The organism is Exiguobacterium sp. BRG2 (assembly GCF_031844245.1).
Taxonomy (GTDB): Bacteria; Bacillota; Bacilli; order Exiguobacteriales; family Exiguobacteriaceae; genus Exiguobacterium_A.
On the sequence record NZ_JAUZUW010000003.1, the window covers coordinates 141,570 to 157,889 of the forward strand.

16 protein-coding genes are annotated in these 16,320 nt (G+C 46.0%); 12 read left to right on the forward strand and 4 right to left on the reverse strand.

Annotation, left to right across the window (positions count from 1 at the left end; translation table 11 throughout):
- Positions 1–48 precede the first annotated feature (48 nt).
- From tpx to Q9R23_RS05805, 4 genes are all read left to right on the forward strand, one after another.
- Positions 49–546, forward strand: coding sequence for a thiol peroxidase (tpx, locus tag Q9R23_RS05790; RefSeq protein WP_155960139.1), 498 nt, complete (start codon positions 49–51; stop codon positions 544–546).
- A 100-nt stretch (positions 547–646) separates the two neighbouring features.
- Entirely contained in the window at positions 647–1,555 is a 909-nt protein-coding gene (locus tag Q9R23_RS05795; RefSeq protein ID WP_023469052.1) for a class I SAM-dependent methyltransferase, read from the forward strand.
- A gap of 120 nt (positions 1,556–1,675) precedes the next feature.
- Positions 1,676–2,887, forward strand: a complete 1,212-nt coding sequence (locus Q9R23_RS05800; protein WP_214852837.1) for an acetate kinase — start codon at positions 1,676–1,678, stop codon at positions 2,885–2,887.
- A 303-nt stretch (positions 2,888–3,190) separates the two neighbouring features.
- Positions 3,191–3,796: a 3D domain-containing protein gene (locus Q9R23_RS05805; protein WP_035406242.1), complete on the forward strand. Its 606-nt coding sequence runs from the start codon at positions 3,191–3,193 to the stop codon at positions 3,794–3,796.
- Between the two features lie 107 nt (positions 3,797–3,903).
- On the opposite strand, the gene Q9R23_RS05810 is transcribed toward Q9R23_RS05805, so the two are convergent.
- Positions 3,904–4,341 carry a universal stress protein gene (locus tag Q9R23_RS05810; RefSeq protein WP_029342342.1) on the reverse strand — a complete coding sequence of 146 codons (438 nt, stop codon included), beginning with the start codon at positions 4,339–4,341 and terminating at the stop codon, positions 3,904–3,906.
- A 154-nt stretch (positions 4,342–4,495) separates the two neighbouring features.
- Here Q9R23_RS05810 and Q9R23_RS05815 point away from each other — a divergent pair, with 154 nt between their 5' ends.
- Positions 4,496–5,221, forward strand: a complete 726-nt coding sequence (locus tag Q9R23_RS05815) for an SDR family oxidoreductase (protein ID WP_035406245.1) — start codon at positions 4,496–4,498, stop codon at positions 5,219–5,221.
- A gap of 46 nt (positions 5,222–5,267) precedes the next feature.
- Here the strand turns inward: Q9R23_RS05815 and Q9R23_RS05820 are convergent, their stop codons facing one another.
- Complete coding sequence (locus Q9R23_RS05820; RefSeq protein ID WP_290754619.1) at positions 5,268–6,371, reverse strand: M24 family metallopeptidase; 1,104 nt, start codon at positions 6,369–6,371, stop codon at positions 5,268–5,270.
- Between the two features lie 155 nt (positions 6,372–6,526).
- Here Q9R23_RS05820 and Q9R23_RS05825 point away from each other — a divergent pair, with 155 nt between their 5' ends.
- Positions 6,527–7,837 (forward strand): DRTGG domain-containing protein, encoded by a 1,311-nt coding sequence (locus Q9R23_RS05825; protein ID WP_023469046.1) that lies wholly within the window; start codon positions 6,527–6,529, stop codon positions 7,835–7,837.
- Between the two features lie 52 nt (positions 7,838–7,889).
- On the opposite strand, the gene Q9R23_RS05830 is transcribed toward Q9R23_RS05825, so the two are convergent.
- Complete coding sequence (locus Q9R23_RS05830; protein ID WP_035406252.1) at positions 7,890–8,198, reverse strand: YtpI family protein; 309 nt, start codon at positions 8,196–8,198, stop codon at positions 7,890–7,892.
- Positions 8,199–8,261: 63 nt separating this feature from the next.
- Between Q9R23_RS05830 and Q9R23_RS05835 the strand changes: the two genes are divergently transcribed.
- Entirely contained in the window at positions 8,262–9,197 is a 936-nt protein-coding gene (locus Q9R23_RS05835; protein WP_214852842.1) for a DHH family phosphoesterase, read from the forward strand.
- A 65-nt stretch (positions 9,198–9,262) separates the two neighbouring features.
- On the opposite strand, the gene Q9R23_RS05840 is transcribed toward Q9R23_RS05835, so the two are convergent.
- On the reverse strand, positions 9,263–9,457 hold the full coding sequence (locus tag Q9R23_RS05840) for a YtzJ family protein (protein WP_214852844.1): 195 nt from the start codon (positions 9,455–9,457) through the stop codon (positions 9,263–9,265).
- A 145-nt stretch (positions 9,458–9,602) separates the two neighbouring features.
- Here Q9R23_RS05840 and dnaE point away from each other — a divergent pair, with 145 nt between their 5' ends.
- The 5 genes from dnaE (at position 9,603) to pfkA (ending at position 16,304) form a co-directional block, all read left to right on the forward strand.
- Positions 9,603–12,764, forward strand: a complete 3,162-nt coding sequence (dnaE, locus tag Q9R23_RS05845; protein ID WP_311246596.1) for a DNA polymerase III subunit alpha — start codon at positions 9,603–9,605, stop codon at positions 12,762–12,764.
- Positions 12,765–12,866: 102 nt separating this feature from the next.
- Positions 12,867–13,385, forward strand: a complete 519-nt coding sequence (locus tag Q9R23_RS05850; protein ID WP_290754624.1) for a FadR/GntR family transcriptional regulator — start codon at positions 12,867–12,869, stop codon at positions 13,383–13,385.
- Between the two features lie 20 nt (positions 13,386–13,405).
- Entirely contained in the window at positions 13,406–14,266 is an 861-nt protein-coding gene (gene accD / locus Q9R23_RS05855; protein ID WP_056062672.1) for an acetyl-CoA carboxylase, carboxyltransferase subunit beta, read from the forward strand.
- Complete coding sequence (gene accA, locus Q9R23_RS05860) at positions 14,253–15,188, forward strand: acetyl-CoA carboxylase carboxyl transferase subunit alpha (protein WP_290754628.1); 936 nt, start codon at positions 14,253–14,255, stop codon at positions 15,186–15,188. The genes accD and accA overlap by 14 nt, the downstream gene beginning before the upstream one ends.
- Positions 15,189–15,335: 147 nt before the next feature.
- The gene (gene pfkA / locus Q9R23_RS05865; protein WP_029342336.1) at positions 15,336–16,304 is read left to right on the forward strand and encodes a 6-phosphofructokinase; all 969 of its coding nucleotides are present in this window, start codon (positions 15,336–15,338) and stop codon (positions 16,302–16,304) included.
- Positions 16,305–16,320 lie beyond the last annotated feature (16 nt).

The window sequence follows — 16,320 nt, forward strand, 5'->3', positions numbered from 1 at the left end:
CTATAGTTAAATAGAAAATACAGTATATCCAATCAGGGGAAAAGGGGAATTCATATGGCAACGTTTAAAGGAAATCCAATCACACTTCAAGGTACAGCGGTTCAAGTCGGACAAACAGCACCGGACTTTCAAGTGTTAGCTAACGACTTATCGCCTGTAACACGTGATACATACCAAGGTGTTCGAATCATCAGTGTCGTCCCATCAATCGATACAGGGGTATGCGATGCACAGACTCGTAAATTTAACGAAGAAGCAGCTAAAATCGAAGGTGTGACGGTCATGACGATCTCAAACGACCTTCCGTTCGCGCAACGTCGTTGGTGTGCGTCAAGTGGTCTTGATCAAGTCGTGACATTGTCTGATCACCGTGATCTTTCATTCGGTACACAGTACGGCGTGGCAATCGAAGAATTACGTCTGCTTGCTCGCTCTGTCTTCGTCTTAGATTCGAACAACGAAATCACGTATGTCGAATACCTCGAAGAATCAACGGATGAGGTGAATTTCGAAGCAGCACTCGCTGCAGCACGTGAAGCGAAGTAAGAATGGTTTACAAACGACGCTGAAGCGTTACAATGGAACTAATGATAGAAACGGCTCCCGCTCTACGGGGGGCCGTTTCGTTTTGGAGAGGATGACGTACATGGAGCCGTTAGAAAAGTTATATAAGGAATTAACACGTCAAACAAAACAAATCGAACGTGATCTTGATATGCCTTACCTAGAAGCGTTGACGACTGTGATTGACCGGTTGAACGATCGCCATACTGAAAATGTAGACAAAGAGGTCATTCGAAAGGCAGTATCGCTTGCTATTTTAGAAGGGATGAAACAAGCGCAACCGAACCATTTGCCGACGCCAGACAGCGTCGCTTTGTTTGCTGGTTATCTAATCGGGAAATTGGTAGGTAAGGAGGACATCCGACTACTTGAATTAGGAAGTGGAACAGGTGGTATGTTACACGCTGTCTTGAGTCAGCTTTCGACGGGCACATCTGCTGAAGCAGTTGAGGTAGATGAGACGTTAATTCGTTTATCGGCAGCTGTAACGGAATTACTCGACTACCCTGTTACGTATACGCATCAAGATGCGTTACGACCTTTGTTGCTAGATCCAGTTGATCTTGCGATGGCTGATCTCCCAGTCGGTTATTATCCGGATGAAGAGGCTGCTGCTTCTTACATCTTGAAACGAGATGAGGGTATGAGCTATAGTCATTTCTTATTGATCGAACAAGCGATGCAATACGTCAAACCAGGTGGGTTCGGTGTTTTTGTCATTCCGAACGGTTTGTTCCAGCATGATACGGAAGGCAAGTTGAAACAGTACTTTGAATCAAAAGCGCACGTCATTGGCATTTTACAATTGCCGTTAACCATGTTCAAACAAGAACAGGCAGCAAAAAGTTATTTGATCGTCCGTAATCATTTAGCCGGTATGAAGATGCCAAAACAAGCGTTACTTGCTGAACTACCATCTTTCACAGATGCCCGTGCGTTTGGTGGTATGGTGAAACAGATTGATGAATGGATTAACACAGAATTAAAATGAATTACGCAAAGTGATTGAAATCTGTCGTTAATTTGACTATTCTAGTTGTAGAACAGAAATAGAAGAAAACCTAAACAGATGTGAATGTTCATTGGATTCAAATGGAAAAGGGGAAAAATCATGGCAAAAATTATGGCGGTAAACGCAGGTAGTTCGTCTTTGAAGTTCCAATTGCTCGAAATGCCGAACGAAACGATGACTGCAGTCGGACTCGTTGAACGTGTCGGTAAAGACGATGCAATCTTTACGATTAAATATGGTGAAGGACAAAAGTATACAGATGTCCTCCCGCTTGCAACACATAAAGAAGCAGTCGAGTTATCACTCGAAAAATTAATGGAGTTCGGAATCATCTCGTCTTACGATGAGATTAAAGGTGTCGGACATCGTGTTCTTCATGGTAAAGAAAAATATGCAGACTCTGTATTGATCACGGATGAAGTCATGCAAGATATCGAGTCGTATACAGAACTCGGACCACTTCACATTCCACCAAACTTGATCGGAATCCGGGCATTCCAAGCATTGCTTCCGGAAGTGCCGCAAGTGGCGGTCTTCGATACGGCGTTCCATCAAACGATGCCAGAAGAAAACTTCCTTTACAGCTTACCGTATGATTACTACACAGAATACGGTATCCGTAAATATGGTTTCCACGGTACGAGCCACAAATATGTTACGGAACGTGCATCTGAATTACTCGGTCGTCCATTAAAAGACCTTCGTTTGATCTCATGTCACTTAGGTAGCGGAGCATCAATCGCAGCAGTTTCGGGTGGCGAATCAATCGATACGACGATGGGCTTCACACCGCTTGAAGGGATCACGATGGGAACACGTTCTGGTTCACTCGACCCAGCTTTGATTCCATTCTTAATGGAGAAAACAGGGAAAACAGCGGAAGAAGTCTTGAACGTCATGAACAAAGAGTCTGGAATCTACGGACTCTCAGGTCTTTCAAGTGACTTGCGTGACGTCCAAACGGCTGCGAAGGAAGGAAACCACCGTTCAGAGATGGCACTCCGTATCTTCGCGAACCGTATCCACGGATACATCGGGCAATATGCTGCTGAGATGAATGGTGTTGATGCCATTATCTTCACAGCTGGTGTTGGAGAAAACTCAGATTCAATCCGTGAGCGTGTCCTACGTGGTCTCGAATTCATGGGCGTTTACTGGGATCCATCACTCAACAATGGAGCTCATGGAGAAGAACTCTTCATTAACTATCCACACTCACCAGTCAAAGTCATTATCATTCCAACGAATGAAGAATTGATGATCGCACGTGATACAGTTCGTGTTGGTGGATTGGTTGCTCAAAACGCATAATTTTAAAAAGGACTGAATCGTTAATACGACGATTTAGTCCTTTTTTTGATGAAATCCCAGAAAAGTGATACACGAACGTATGATCTATTGTTACGACGATTGTCATACAACGAAAAAAGAAGCGTCATCATCGTAAAAATAAACCTAAAAAAGAGTCGTTTCTTAAAAAAAATTAGTCTTTTGTAACATAACGGTAATAGTACAGACATATTTTTGTGGTCTATATGTAACGGCACTACCTGCTTTTGTCATGTATATTAATCTCAGTTAACAAACACGAAACAATGATGGAGGAGAAAATACATGATGAAACGAATGCTCGCAAGTGTTTTAACGGTCGTGTTAGCACTCAGTTCGTTCGCAGGTCTTCAAGCAGAGGCTGCAACTAAGAAAAGCGTCAAGTCAACAGTCGATAGCCTAGTCATTCGTCAAAAAGCTACTACTTCTTCGAAGAAGCTCGGTCTTCTATATAAGAACCAAACGTTATCGTACAAAGCAAAAACAGGGAACTGGTACAAAGTAAGCTACAAAGGTAAGACGGCTTATCTTAGCGCGAGTTACTCGAAAGTCGTGACGTCAAGCGGATCAAAAAAACAATCTACGGGCGGTTGGAAAACAGTCACGAATGTGAGTGCGACAGCCTATACACCGTATGATCCAGGCAGTGGCAACCTGACAGCAATCGGTTGGAACATCAAAAGCTCGAAAAAGAAAGTCGTAGCTGTTGATCCACGTGTCATTCCACTTCGTTCGACAGTCAAAGTGTATTATAAAGGGAAATTGAAAGGGACATATACAGCTGCTGATACTGGCGGTGCCATCAAAGGTAAGAAGATGGATATCCTTTACTACTCTCGTTCAGAAGCATTCAACTGGGGTCGTCGTACCGTTACAGTAAAATACAAATGATTTCAAACCATCGGACATCGGTTCGATGGTTTTTTGTTTAAGCAGGTCATCAAAAAGCCTCTCTTCCTTTGAGATGAAGGGAGAGAGGCTTTTGATGGAAGAGTGGTTCATAAACGAACAATCAAGACGTCACATTTTGCGTAACGCGTAATGCTTTCAGAGACACTACCGATGAAGAAACGCTCAACAGCGTTTAAGCCGGTCGCGCCACAAATGATTAAATCAGCATCGTGATTAGGAGCAAGTTTTTTGGCAATCGTGACTTTTGGAGAACCGTATTCAATTGCAACTTCGACTTCCTGTACACCGCGATCTTGAGCGGTCTTGACATATTCGTCTAGCAATTCCTTCGCGTAAGATTCAGCACGTTCCGTGATAGTACGGTCATATGCTTCTACTGTTGCGAACGTCCGTGTATCAATGACGTGTGCGATGATCAATTTTGCATCATTTCGCAATGAAACATCGATTGCCGTCTCGAAGGCACGTTCTGCCTCTTTTGAGCCATCTACTGCTACAAGTACATTATGATAGACGATTGCCATGATGAATCCATCCCTTCGTAATCGATATGATGAGTACACTCTAATTATACCATTCTCTTACTGGAAGCGGACGAAACATTCAACGAGTTCTAAAAATTGTCCTACCTTTCTATTCCATCGTAAGATGGAGTCAGTGAAAGGGGGCGATGCCAAGATGAGGCACGCGTTAATTACAGCAGGTACAAAAGGACTGGGAGAGCGAGTAACACGCCAGTTATTGGAAGAAGGATGGAAAGTAACGGCGTTCCATCGTTCCGAACCCGAGTTTACACATCCGAATCTTGTGACGATTCAAGCAGATGTGACGAACCAAGAAGAAGTGGAACACGCAGCTCAACAAGCAATTAACGAGCAAGGTCGGATTGATGCGTTGATACTTAATGCAGGACCATATATATTCGAGCGGAAAGCATTAGTAGATTATAGCGATCAAGAATGGAATGAAGTCATTACCGGGAATCTGACCGCTAGTTTCTGGTTGTTACGTCAAGTATTACCCGTCATGCGTAAGCAAGCCTATGGTCGAATCATCACGTATGGTTTTCCGGAAAGTGCGACAGCGCCAGGATGGGTGTGCCGGGCGGCGTTCGCTGCTGCTAAAAGCGGGATGGTGAGTTTGACGAAGAGTGTGGCGCTTGAAGAGGCAGAGCACGGCATTACGGTCAACATGGTCAATCCGGGGAACATCGTCGGTGATAACAAGACGAAACGGATTTCCGAAGCAGAGCAAGATGAAGAAACACCGGTCGGAAGAACGGGTGTCGGGGAAGATATCGCTCGCGCCATCTCCTTCTTACTCGCAGAAGAATCAAGTATGATTACAGGTGCGATTCTTGATGTGACAGGGGGCGTCAATGTCGTCCATCAATCCCGTAAGTAAATAAAAAACACCTAATCCATCGCTTGGATTAGGTGTTTTTACTGATTTAAGATGATGGAATCGATTGAAGGTGTTTTGGTGTGCGAGTCAACGCAACCGGACCTTCCGCAGTAAGATGGATATCATCTTCGATCCGGACGCCGCCGACTCCGGGAACATAGATACCTGGTTCGAGCGTGTAGACGATACCAGCTTCAGCCGTCAGTAAGTTGTTTGAAGCGAGGGACGGGAATTCGTGAACCTCGATTCCGAGTCCGTGACCAACGCGATGTGTGAAGTACTGACCGTAGCCAGCCTCTGTGATGACGTCGCGGGCTGCTTTATCCAACGAGCCGAGTGTCGTACCGATCTGACTCGCTTTTGTCGCGGCTTCAAGTGCTTGGCGGACCGTTTCATAGATTTTCGTCTGTTCTTCGCTTGCCTGACCATAAATGAAGGTCCGTGTAATGTCTGAACAGTAGCCTTTCCAAATGACACCGAGATCGAATAGGACGAAATCGCCTTCTTGGATGACGCGGTCACCTGGGACACCGTGTGGATCAGCACTGTTTGCACCAAATAGGACAAGCGTATCGAACGACATCTCGCGGACGCCTTTTTTCTTCATTTCATATTCGATTTCCGCAATGACTTCGATTTCCGTGATACCTGGACGGATCGCTTGTTTACCGATTTCGATCGCTTCATCCGCAAGTGCTGCTGCTTCTTGAAGGATAGCAATTTCTTCCGGTGTTTTCTTCAAGCGAAGCGCTTGTAAGGACTCACCAATATCAAAAATGGCTGCATTTTCAAGATGTGAGCTCAGTTCTTGATATCGACTAAACGTCATATGTTCACCTTCAATACCGATCCGATTGTTCGAATGTTCAAATGTCTTGAATAATTCAGCTAAACGATCGAATGGATTTTCATGATCTTCATACGTGACGACGTCTCCTTCCCAAGGACTCGCTGCAACGATACTTGCTTCGAGTGCTGGGCAGAATAATACATGTTTGCCGGTTACATCAACGAGGACTGCCATGACACGTTCGTGAGGTTCTGCGTAGACTCCTGAAAAGTAAAAGACATTTGCCTTTGAAGTAATGACGGCTAAATCGATTCCTTGTTCTTTCAAGAAAGCACTAATGTAATTCGTACGTTCGCTCATATGTAACTCCACCTCTCTACTCATTTTCTACATAAGTATACCATCGTCCGATTCGAAAAACATTTCTCGTAAATCAGACTAGTACACGTTTTCATCTTTGGAGTAGTACAGTATAATGACAGGAGAGTAGAAAAAAGGAAAAGAAGGGATACAGTATGCCTACGAAACACGAACAGATCATTCGACATATCGAAGATCTTGATGTCGGAACGAAGATTTCCGTCCGACAAATCGCGAAGGACTTGACCGTATCCGAAGGAACGGCCTATCGCGCCATCAAGGAAGCGGAGAATCTTGGGTTCGTCTCGACGATCGAACGAGTCGGAACGATTCGAATCAAAAAGAAACAAAAAGAAAATATTGAGAAGCTGACATTCGCGGAGGTCGTGAATATCGTCGATGGTCAAGTTCTCGGTGGGAGAAACGGATTACACAAGACATTGACGAAATTCGTCATTGGCGCAATGAAGCTTGAAGCGATGATGCGTTACATCGATGTCGACAGTCTCGTCATCATCGGGAACCGTGAAAAAGCACACGAACTCGTGCTTGAAGCAGGGGCCGCTGTATTGATCACCGGTGGATTTGATACAACGGAGGATGCAAAACGATTGGCGGATGAGATGGAGTTACCCATCATTTCGACGTCATACGATACATTTACGGTCGCAACGATGATCAACCGAGCAATTTATGATCGATTGATCAAAAAGGAAATCTTACTCGTCTCGGATATCTTGATCCCTTTACATGATACGTTCTATTTACAGACGACGGATCCGATTTCACGTTGGCACGAGTTGAACGAACAGACGAAACACAATCGTTACCCTGTCATCGATGAACAAATGAAGGTCGTCGGTGTCGTGACGGCGAAGGACATCATTGACCGTCCACATGACTGGGCTGTTGAAAAAGTCATGACGCGGCATCCAATTACGGTCGGCATTCGAACGAGTGTCACGAATTCTGCGCATCAGATGGTATGGGAAGGCATCGAAATGTTACCGGTCATTGACCAGTATGGGCGATTGCTTGGGATCATTAGCCGTCAAGATGTCCTCAAGGCGTTGCAACTGGCGAATCGCCAGCCGCAGGTCGGGGAGACGTTCGATGATCTGATCACAGGCCAGATTAAAGCGGCAGAGGACGAACGGGGACCGTACTTATCCCTTGAGGTTTCTCCGCAAATGACGAATTTCATGGGGACTGCTTCAAGTGGTGTATTGACGACGCTTCTCGTCGAAGGGGCGACGCGAATGTTGCGTCACATGAAGAAAGGTGACCTTGTCATTGAAAACGTCAGCATCTATTTCATTAAACCTGTTCAGATCGAGAGTACGGTAACGATCCGGGCCAATGTCTTTGACGTTGGTCGAAAATTCGGGAAAGTCGATGTCGAAATGTATCAAGGTACACAAATCGTTGCGAAGGCGCTCGTGACTTCTCAACTCATCGATCGTTAAGTGAATACAAAAAGAACCGAAGTCGATTGACTTCGGTTCCTCTGAATCTCGCTCAGGATTGCTCCATCTCACGGACGACATATGGATAAATCTTTTTGTAACGGATGAATCCAGCGATGAATGAAGCAACACCGACGACGATTAAAATAGAACAGACAACTTTTCCGACGAGTGTCGTTAATCCGTTCCCGGAAACGAACTGATTGACGGCGAATAGGATGACGAACAGACTCAACCAAATGCTCGCTTGTGTATTGAACAAGTATTTTCGGTTCGTGCTTTTCGTATGGAACGCGCGGCGTTTTGCTAACAAATACCCACCAAGCGAGAAAACGATGAGGGCGATGAGGATGAATTGCATGTTAAAAGGACCTCCTTTTTGTCTTCATCTAGTATCATATCAAGATTAGAGGAGCTGTGCACAGTGAAAGAGCAAATCAAACAAATGATTGAAGCTGCAAATACGATCATCATTCATCGTCATGAACGACCGGATCCCGATGCACTCGGTAGTCAGTTCGGCTTACAATTGACATTGCAACACCAGTTTCCTGAAAAAACAGTGTTGTCGGCAGGTGAGATGGCGACATCATTGTCATTTATGGGGAAGCTCGATCAGGTAGAAGACGAGTTATACAAAGAGGCGTTAGTCGTGATTCTGGATACGGCGAATCAAGCACGTATTGACGGGAAGGTCGCGATGACAGGAAAAGACGTCATTAAAATCGACCATCATCCCGATGAGGATCCATACGCGTCAGTGCAACTCGTCGATACGACGATGAGTTCGACATCGGAACTGCTCGTTCATCTATTGAATGAATGGGAATACGACATTCCAGCATCAGCTGCTATTCAATTCTATGCGGGAATCGTCGGTGACACGGGACGTTTTCAATTCCGTGGTACGACGAAACGAACGTTTGAAGTCGCGGCGCAATTGATTGATGTAGGGATTGATACAGATTGGTTGTATCGGAATATGTACCAAACAGAACTGGCGGCGCTTCATCTACAAGGATATGTTCTTCAACATATCCAATTGACGGATCAAGGCGTCGGTTATGTCGTTTTGACACAGGATACATTGAAGCAATTTGGAGCAACGGTCGAACAAGCATCGTTACTCGTCAATAGTTTTGCCGGTTTACAAGGAATGAAGTGCTGGGCGCTGTTCCTCGAAACAGATATGGAAGTTCGCGTCCGAATTCGCTCGAAGGGTCCAGTCATCAATGAAGTAGCAAAAGAATTCAATGGCGGTGGACATCCAATGGCGTCTGGTGCGACGATTGAACAGTTAAGTGAAGTCGAACGTGTCGTTAATCGTCTGAATGAGGTCGCTGCGAACTTCCAGTTTTAAATGGAAAAAAGGCTGCTCGGTCTCATTCCTCTCGTGAGGAAGCGGAGCGAACAGCCTTTTTATGCTTATTTCGTTTTTGTTTCTTGTTGCGGAATGAACCATACGCCACGATCTGTGTGGTCTTCAATGACATTCAGTTGAAGTTCAGCGACCGACTTGCGAATCTTCTCAGCGATTTCTTCCGTTTCAGTAAAAGCAGTAACACCTAACTTTAGTTGTTCAACCTTTTCACGTGCGATTTGACTACGATTCAAAATCATGAGAAATGCTCCTTCCGTACCCGTCATGATATTTCTATACTTATTGTAGCGAATAATAAATCAGATGGCGAGTACTTGAGTTAGTTAGATATGAATGTTCTGAAAACTTTTTAAGCTTTCATCAGAAGAGAGAGGAGAATAGAAGATGCACTTAAATGTCCGGACACAATATAGTTCCTTACAAAGTTTGATTCGAATCGAGACGTACCTCGATGAGCTTGTTCATCGTCAGCTTGGACGAGCGATCATCTGTGAAACGACATTAACCGGAGTTCCGGCATTCATCGAGGCGTGTCAGCGTCGACAGTTACAACCGGTCATTGGCTGGGAACAGCGAATCGAGGAAGAAGACTGTTGTATCTTGTGGTTTGCTTTTTCTTCTGATGGCTTACGTCAATTGTACCGATTAGCTAGTGAACAACCGGTTATTGAAGCCTCATCGCTCATTGCGGTGCTCGTTCCGCTTCGTCAGGCATCGGAAGATATGACACGTCTACGTCGTTCCGTCGTGCAGTGGATGGGACACGTTCAAGGAGCGCGTACATATATGGGAGTGACTTCGAGTCGCTCGACCGTCGAGCGAGAGAGTCGCATGCGTTATCGGGAAGTAGCCGCATCACTCGGTGTAGAGACAATCCCGGTCGATCCTGTCCGTTATCTTCATCGAGCTGAAGCCCCAGCTTATCAAGCAATACGTGCGATACGTGAAGCAACGACGTTCCAAGATCAAAAAACAGATCGTCTGATGCATTTAAAGACTCGAGAAGAGTTACTCGAAGACTTTACGGAGCGAGAAATCACGATGGCTGAGCAATTTGCCGCGACATCTGAACGCTTAGAATTACCGTTCCAGCAACGTCCATTACCACGCGTCGCAGAAGATTCGAATGCGATGCTGCGGACGCATGCTGAAGAAGGATTACTGGCACACGGTCATGAAAGTAAAGAAGCGGCGGAACGGCTCGCCTATGAACTGTCCGTCATCGAACAAACCGGATTTGCTGATTATTTTTTGATCGTCGAGGAACTTATTCGACGAGCAAAGGCGAAAGGCATTCATGTTGGACCTGGTCGTGGGTCGGCAGCAGGCTCTCTCGTTAGTTATGCGCTTGGAATCACGACGGTTGATCCGTTGAAATATGGATTACTCTTTGAGCGGTTTTTGAATCCAGAGCGGATTTCGATGCCGGATATCGATATCGATATCGAAGATGAACGACGCGAAGAGGTATTAGAAGATCTCGTAATGCGTTATGGAAAAGACCATGTCGCCCAAATCGGGACATTATCAACGCTTGGTGCCAAAGCCGCTCTGCGAGACGTCGGACGAACGCTGGAGTTTTCAAAAGATGAACTGGATGCTGCAGTCAAACAACTTGGGAAATCGACGACATTACAAGGAATCGAACAAAATAAACAGACGTATCGCTGGTTCTCTGGAAGTGAAAAACGTCGACAACTCTTACAGCTAGCGCAAGCAGTCGAAGGTCTCCCGCGACAACGTTCGGTTCACGCAGCCGGCGTCGTCATCGGGTCAGAGAATCTCGTCGAGACGACACCCTTAGAGACAGGACCGAACGAGCGATACGTGACGCAGTTCCTGATGCAAGCATTAGAACGTCAAGGATTACTGAAGATTGACTTGCTGGGGCTGCGCAATCTTAGTCGTTTGCGTCGGATGGAAGAATTGATTCGAAGAGAACACCCCTCTTTTAAGCTCTCGCAAATTCCAGAAGAAGATCGTGCGACGTTCCAAGTCTTTGCCCGCGCCGAGACGGATGATATCTTCCAATTCGAATCACCAGGCATGAAACAAACATTGCGAGAAGTGAAACCGAATCGATTTGAAGATTTGGTCGCCACGATGTCGCTCTATCGTCCAGGACCGATGAAATTCATTGATCTGTACGCAAAACGAAAAGCCGGTCAACCTTATCAGATGGTACATCCTGTATTAGAAGAGGTGCTGGCGTCGACATATGGCATCATCGTCTACCAAGAGCAAGTCATGGAAATCACACGCCGAGTGGCTGGTTTTACGCTTGCTCAAGCAGATATATTACGACGTGCGATTTCCAAGAAGAGTACGGATTCACTCGAACAGGAACGTCTCCATTTTTTAGAAGGTGCACGAACGAATGGATTCGATGATACAGTAGCGCATTCACTTTATGAACAAATCGAACGTTTTGCCGGATATGGATTTAACCGAAGTCATGCAGTCGCCTACTCAAAGATTAGTTATGCCCTTGGGTATATCAAAGCGCATTTCCCGCAAATTTTCTTTCTCGTTTCGGTGGAACAACCGGAACGCCTTGTCCGGTTGATGCGCGAACGACGTCTCCCTGTCCTATCACCGGACGTCTGGATTTCCGATTATCGTTCTTCACTAGAGGGAAAGGGGATTCGACTTGGAATCCATGTGATTAAAGGTATTTCCGAGCGAGAGTTCGAACGGTTAAAAGAAGCGTCGAAGCACACGGCGACGATCGCCGGTCTATTGACTCATGTCGGATGGGGTAAAAAGGAACGAGCAAAAATCGAATTACTGCTTTATAGTGGCGCATTAGACCGAGCGACGCACGGCGATCGTGGACTCGCTGAACAAGAGGTGCTCGAGTACTTCACGGAATCATCGAATACCTTATTACCGGACGAACTGGCAATCCTCGGGAAACGCCGGACACAGAAGTCATCGAAACGAAGCGATTCCGACTGGGCACGCCTGGAACGAGATGCACTCGGATTCTGGTTAACGTATTCTCCTTTGACGACAGCGATGAAAGCACCGGTCGAATCTGCTTATTTTCATGATCTTAGTGTCGGAGCAGACACGCATTATTTAATCTGCTATATTGATCAAATCCGAGAATTCAAGACGAAACGCGGTCAAGTGATGGCGGTCATTCAAGCGGTCGATGGGTATTCAAATGAAGAAGTCGTCGTATTCCCAAGTCAATATGAGCGGTTCCGTCGTTCTCTTTACTTAGGGAATGTCTTATTGATCGAGTTGAAGGTTCAAGATCGTGAAGGGGAGCGCCAATTCATTTTGGAACGGCTCCGGCCACTCGGACAAGATGTATTGTTCGTCAAGCTAACATCAAAAAATGAGCTAGCCACACTCGAACAATTGTTAGAAGCTACGCCAGGCGATATTCCAGTCGTCGTTCGCTACGCTGATTCACGCGAGACGAAATCGTTACCGTCACTTTATGCGGTTCGGCATGATGAGGAATTATTAGCTCGTCTACGTATGCAGTTTGGTGAGGATCATGTTGTCCTGAAAAATGTGCCTCGCTCAAACTAGTAGTAGGTAATAAGATTTGTTATAATAAAGGGTAATTGGTCTGACCAATGCCACCGATTAAAGCAACCGACTGAAGGGTCAGAAAGGTGGTGCCGTATCGATATGGAGAAGAAACGAAATGCGTTTGAAGCCAATATCGCGGCGATTAAATTGATGATCGAACAAGATGGATTAGTTCCAGGAGACCGAATCCCATCGGAACGGGAACTGGCAGAACGACTATCCATCAGCCGACCGTCCGTACGAGAAGCATTACGGACGCTCGCTTATTTAGGCATCATCGAGACACGGCACGGAGGCGGAAGCTTTCTGTTGAACCGTGACGATCATACCTATATTCAAATCATCGCTCAATTCTTAGTGACTGGCGATTCGAAGTTTGAAGACTTGGCAGGAACGCTCCGCTTGCTTGAGCAAGCAGCGCTCGCGCAGCTGGATGACCTTTCGGTGCTTGCACCAGTTGTTGCATCTGATGCAGCGTTTCGTGAGACGTTGATTCAGACGGTCGATAACGATCTGTTTGAACGAATCTGGCGACAAGTCAATGCCTTCCATAAAAGCTTCGGTCAAGGGGAACTCTATACGCAAGTGGAACGGGAACAATTCTTGAACCGCCCATAGATGACAAGGGGGAACTGAACGTGCAAGCATTTTTTCGAAAACCTAAAAAGTTCGTCACGTTGACTTCAAAGGAGCAACGTGTCGATGTGCCTGTTGGCTTAATGACAAAATGTCCGAAATGTAAATTGATCCAATATACGAAACAACTAGAAGCGAACCTACGCGTCTGTTCATGTGGATATCATCATCCGTTGACTGCGCAAGAACGTTTTACGCAATTATTTGATGAAGGTTCGGTAACATATTTTGATCTGCCGGCAGTTCAAGCGGATCCCCTCGGATTTGAGGACTATCCGGAAAAATTAAAAGGAGATCAAGTCAGAACGGGTCTTAAGGAAGCGATCGTCTGTGGCGTCGGGAATGTGAATGGTCACCCACTCGTCGCTTGTGTCATGGATGCGCGATTCCGGATGGGCTCGATGGGAGCTGCCGTTGGTGCTGCAATTTCTGAAGCTGTTCGTTACGCGACGAAACATCGTTTACCTGTCACGATATTCTCTGCTTCAGGTGGAGCACGGATGCAAGAAGGAATGGTCAGTCTCATGCAGATGGCAAAATCAAGTCTCTTTTTAAAACAGCATTCAGATGCAGGGTTACTCTATATTTCTTGTATGACACATCCGACAACCGGTGGTGTATCAGCAAGTTTTGCGATGCTCGGTGATTTCAACATTGCTGAACCGGGTGCGTTGATTGGATTTGCGGGTCGCCGGATCATCGAACAGACGATTCGTGAAAAACTACCGGAAGATTTCCAAACAGCAGAATTCTTATTGCAAGCAGGTCAACTGGACGATGTCGTATCACGACACGATCTGAAGACGTACTATACGCGAATCTTAAAGCTACATGCGGAGGGAACGAACCATGCAACCATTTGACCAACCAGTCATCGCGTTACGCGAAAAAATTCTTGAGCTTCATGACATGGCGGAAACGCAAGGACTTGATTTCAAGGAAGAACTGCAACTTCTTGAAGAACGCCTTCATCGGTTAGAACTCGATATTTACGGGAATATGAAAGCGTGGAATCGTGTTCAGTTGGCACGTCATCCAGAACGTCCAACGACACTCGATTACATTGAATCGATTTGTGAAGATTTCATCGAACTGCACGGCGATCGTCATGGGTATGATGATGCAGCAATCGTCGGTGGAATCGGAACGCTAAATGGTCGTCCCGTGACGATCATCGGTCATCAACGCGGAAAAGATACAAAAGAGAACATTCGTCGTAACTTCGGAATGCCACATCCAGAAGGGTACCGGAAAGCACTGCGTCTCATGCAACAAGCGGAAAAATTCAATCGACCGATCATTACGTTCATTGACACGAAAGGAGCATATCCAGGACGTGCGGCAGAAGAACGCGGTCAAAGTGAAGCCATCGCGAAAAACTTGTTTGAGATGGCTGGGATGACTGTGCCAATCATCTCGATTGTCATTGGTGAAGGCGGTTCAGGTGGTGCTTTAGGAATCGGCGTTTGTGATCAACTCTTGATGCTTGAGAACTCGACGTATTCCGTTATCTCTCCTGAAGGTGCTGCAGCATTATTGTGGAAAGATGCGAGTCTTGCGGAAAAGGCTGCAGAATCGATGAAAATCACAGCACCTGATTTGTTACGCCTTGGAATCGCGGATGCTATCATTCCTGAAGTCATCGGAGGAGCACATCTTGATGTGTCATTACAGGCGGATAAATTAAAATCTGTCTTGATACAGAAGCTCGAAACTTTGGTTCATCTGACCAAGGAAGAGCTCCTCGATCAACGGACCGAAAAATATCACCAAATTGGCACATAAGCACCATGTAATCGCTATCATGATTGATATTCCTCATTTCCGGAATCGGTAATGAAAAAACAAGTGAAAGTTTATGCAATCTGCCCTGTTGTAAAACAAGAAAACAACGTGCTATTTTAGATTCAGATTAATGGAGAGGTGATTAACGTGAGTTTAAAACGGATTGCTGTCTTAACGAGTGGCGGCGATGCACCAGGTATGAATGCCGCGGTGCGTGCTGTCACGCGTAAAGCGATTTTTCATGGCTTAGAAGTATTTGGTGTCTATAACGGCTATCAAGGATTAATCAACGGGGACATCGTCCAGTTGAACCTTGGGTCAGTCGGTGACATCATTCAACGAGGTGGAACGTTCCTACGTTCAGCACGTTGCCCTGAGTTCCGTACAGAAGAAGGACGAGCAAAAGCGGTTGTCAATCTTAAGAAATTTGAAATTGATGCACTCGTCGTCGTAGGCGGAGACGGGTCGTATCGTGGTGCCCAAAAATTGACGGGACTTGGCTTCCCGACAATTGGACTTCCAGGTACGATCGATAACGATATTCCTGGAACGGACTATACGATCGGTTTTGATACAGCGCTCAACACGGCGCTTGAAGCGATCGATAAAATCCGTGATACGGCATCGTCGCATGAGCGGACGTATGTCATTGAAGTCATGGGACGCGATGCGGGTGATATCGCATTATATGCAGGACTTGCTGGTGGAGCAGAATCGATTCTTGTTCCCGAGCGTCCTGAAGATTTAAAAGAAGTCCTCGATCGCATTCAAAGTGGTGTCAATCGCGGTAAGAAACACTCAATCGTCATCGTCGCTGAAGGTGCAGGCCGTGCCCAGGACGTGGGAGACGCGATCGCAAAAGAAACAGGTCTCGATACACGCGTCACGGTTCTTGGTCACGTTCAACGTGGTGGAGCACCAACGGCAGCGGACCGTGTACTTGCAAGTCGTATGGGAGCGCATGCCATCGAAATCCTACTTCAAGGAAAACAAGGACGTGTTGTAGGTGTACGTGGTGGTAAGATGATCGATCTCGATATCGATGAGGCACTCGACGAAAATAAACATGAGCTGGATCTTGATATTCTCGAGCTTTCAAAACAGCTTTCGATTTAACGAACGTCGATAGGAT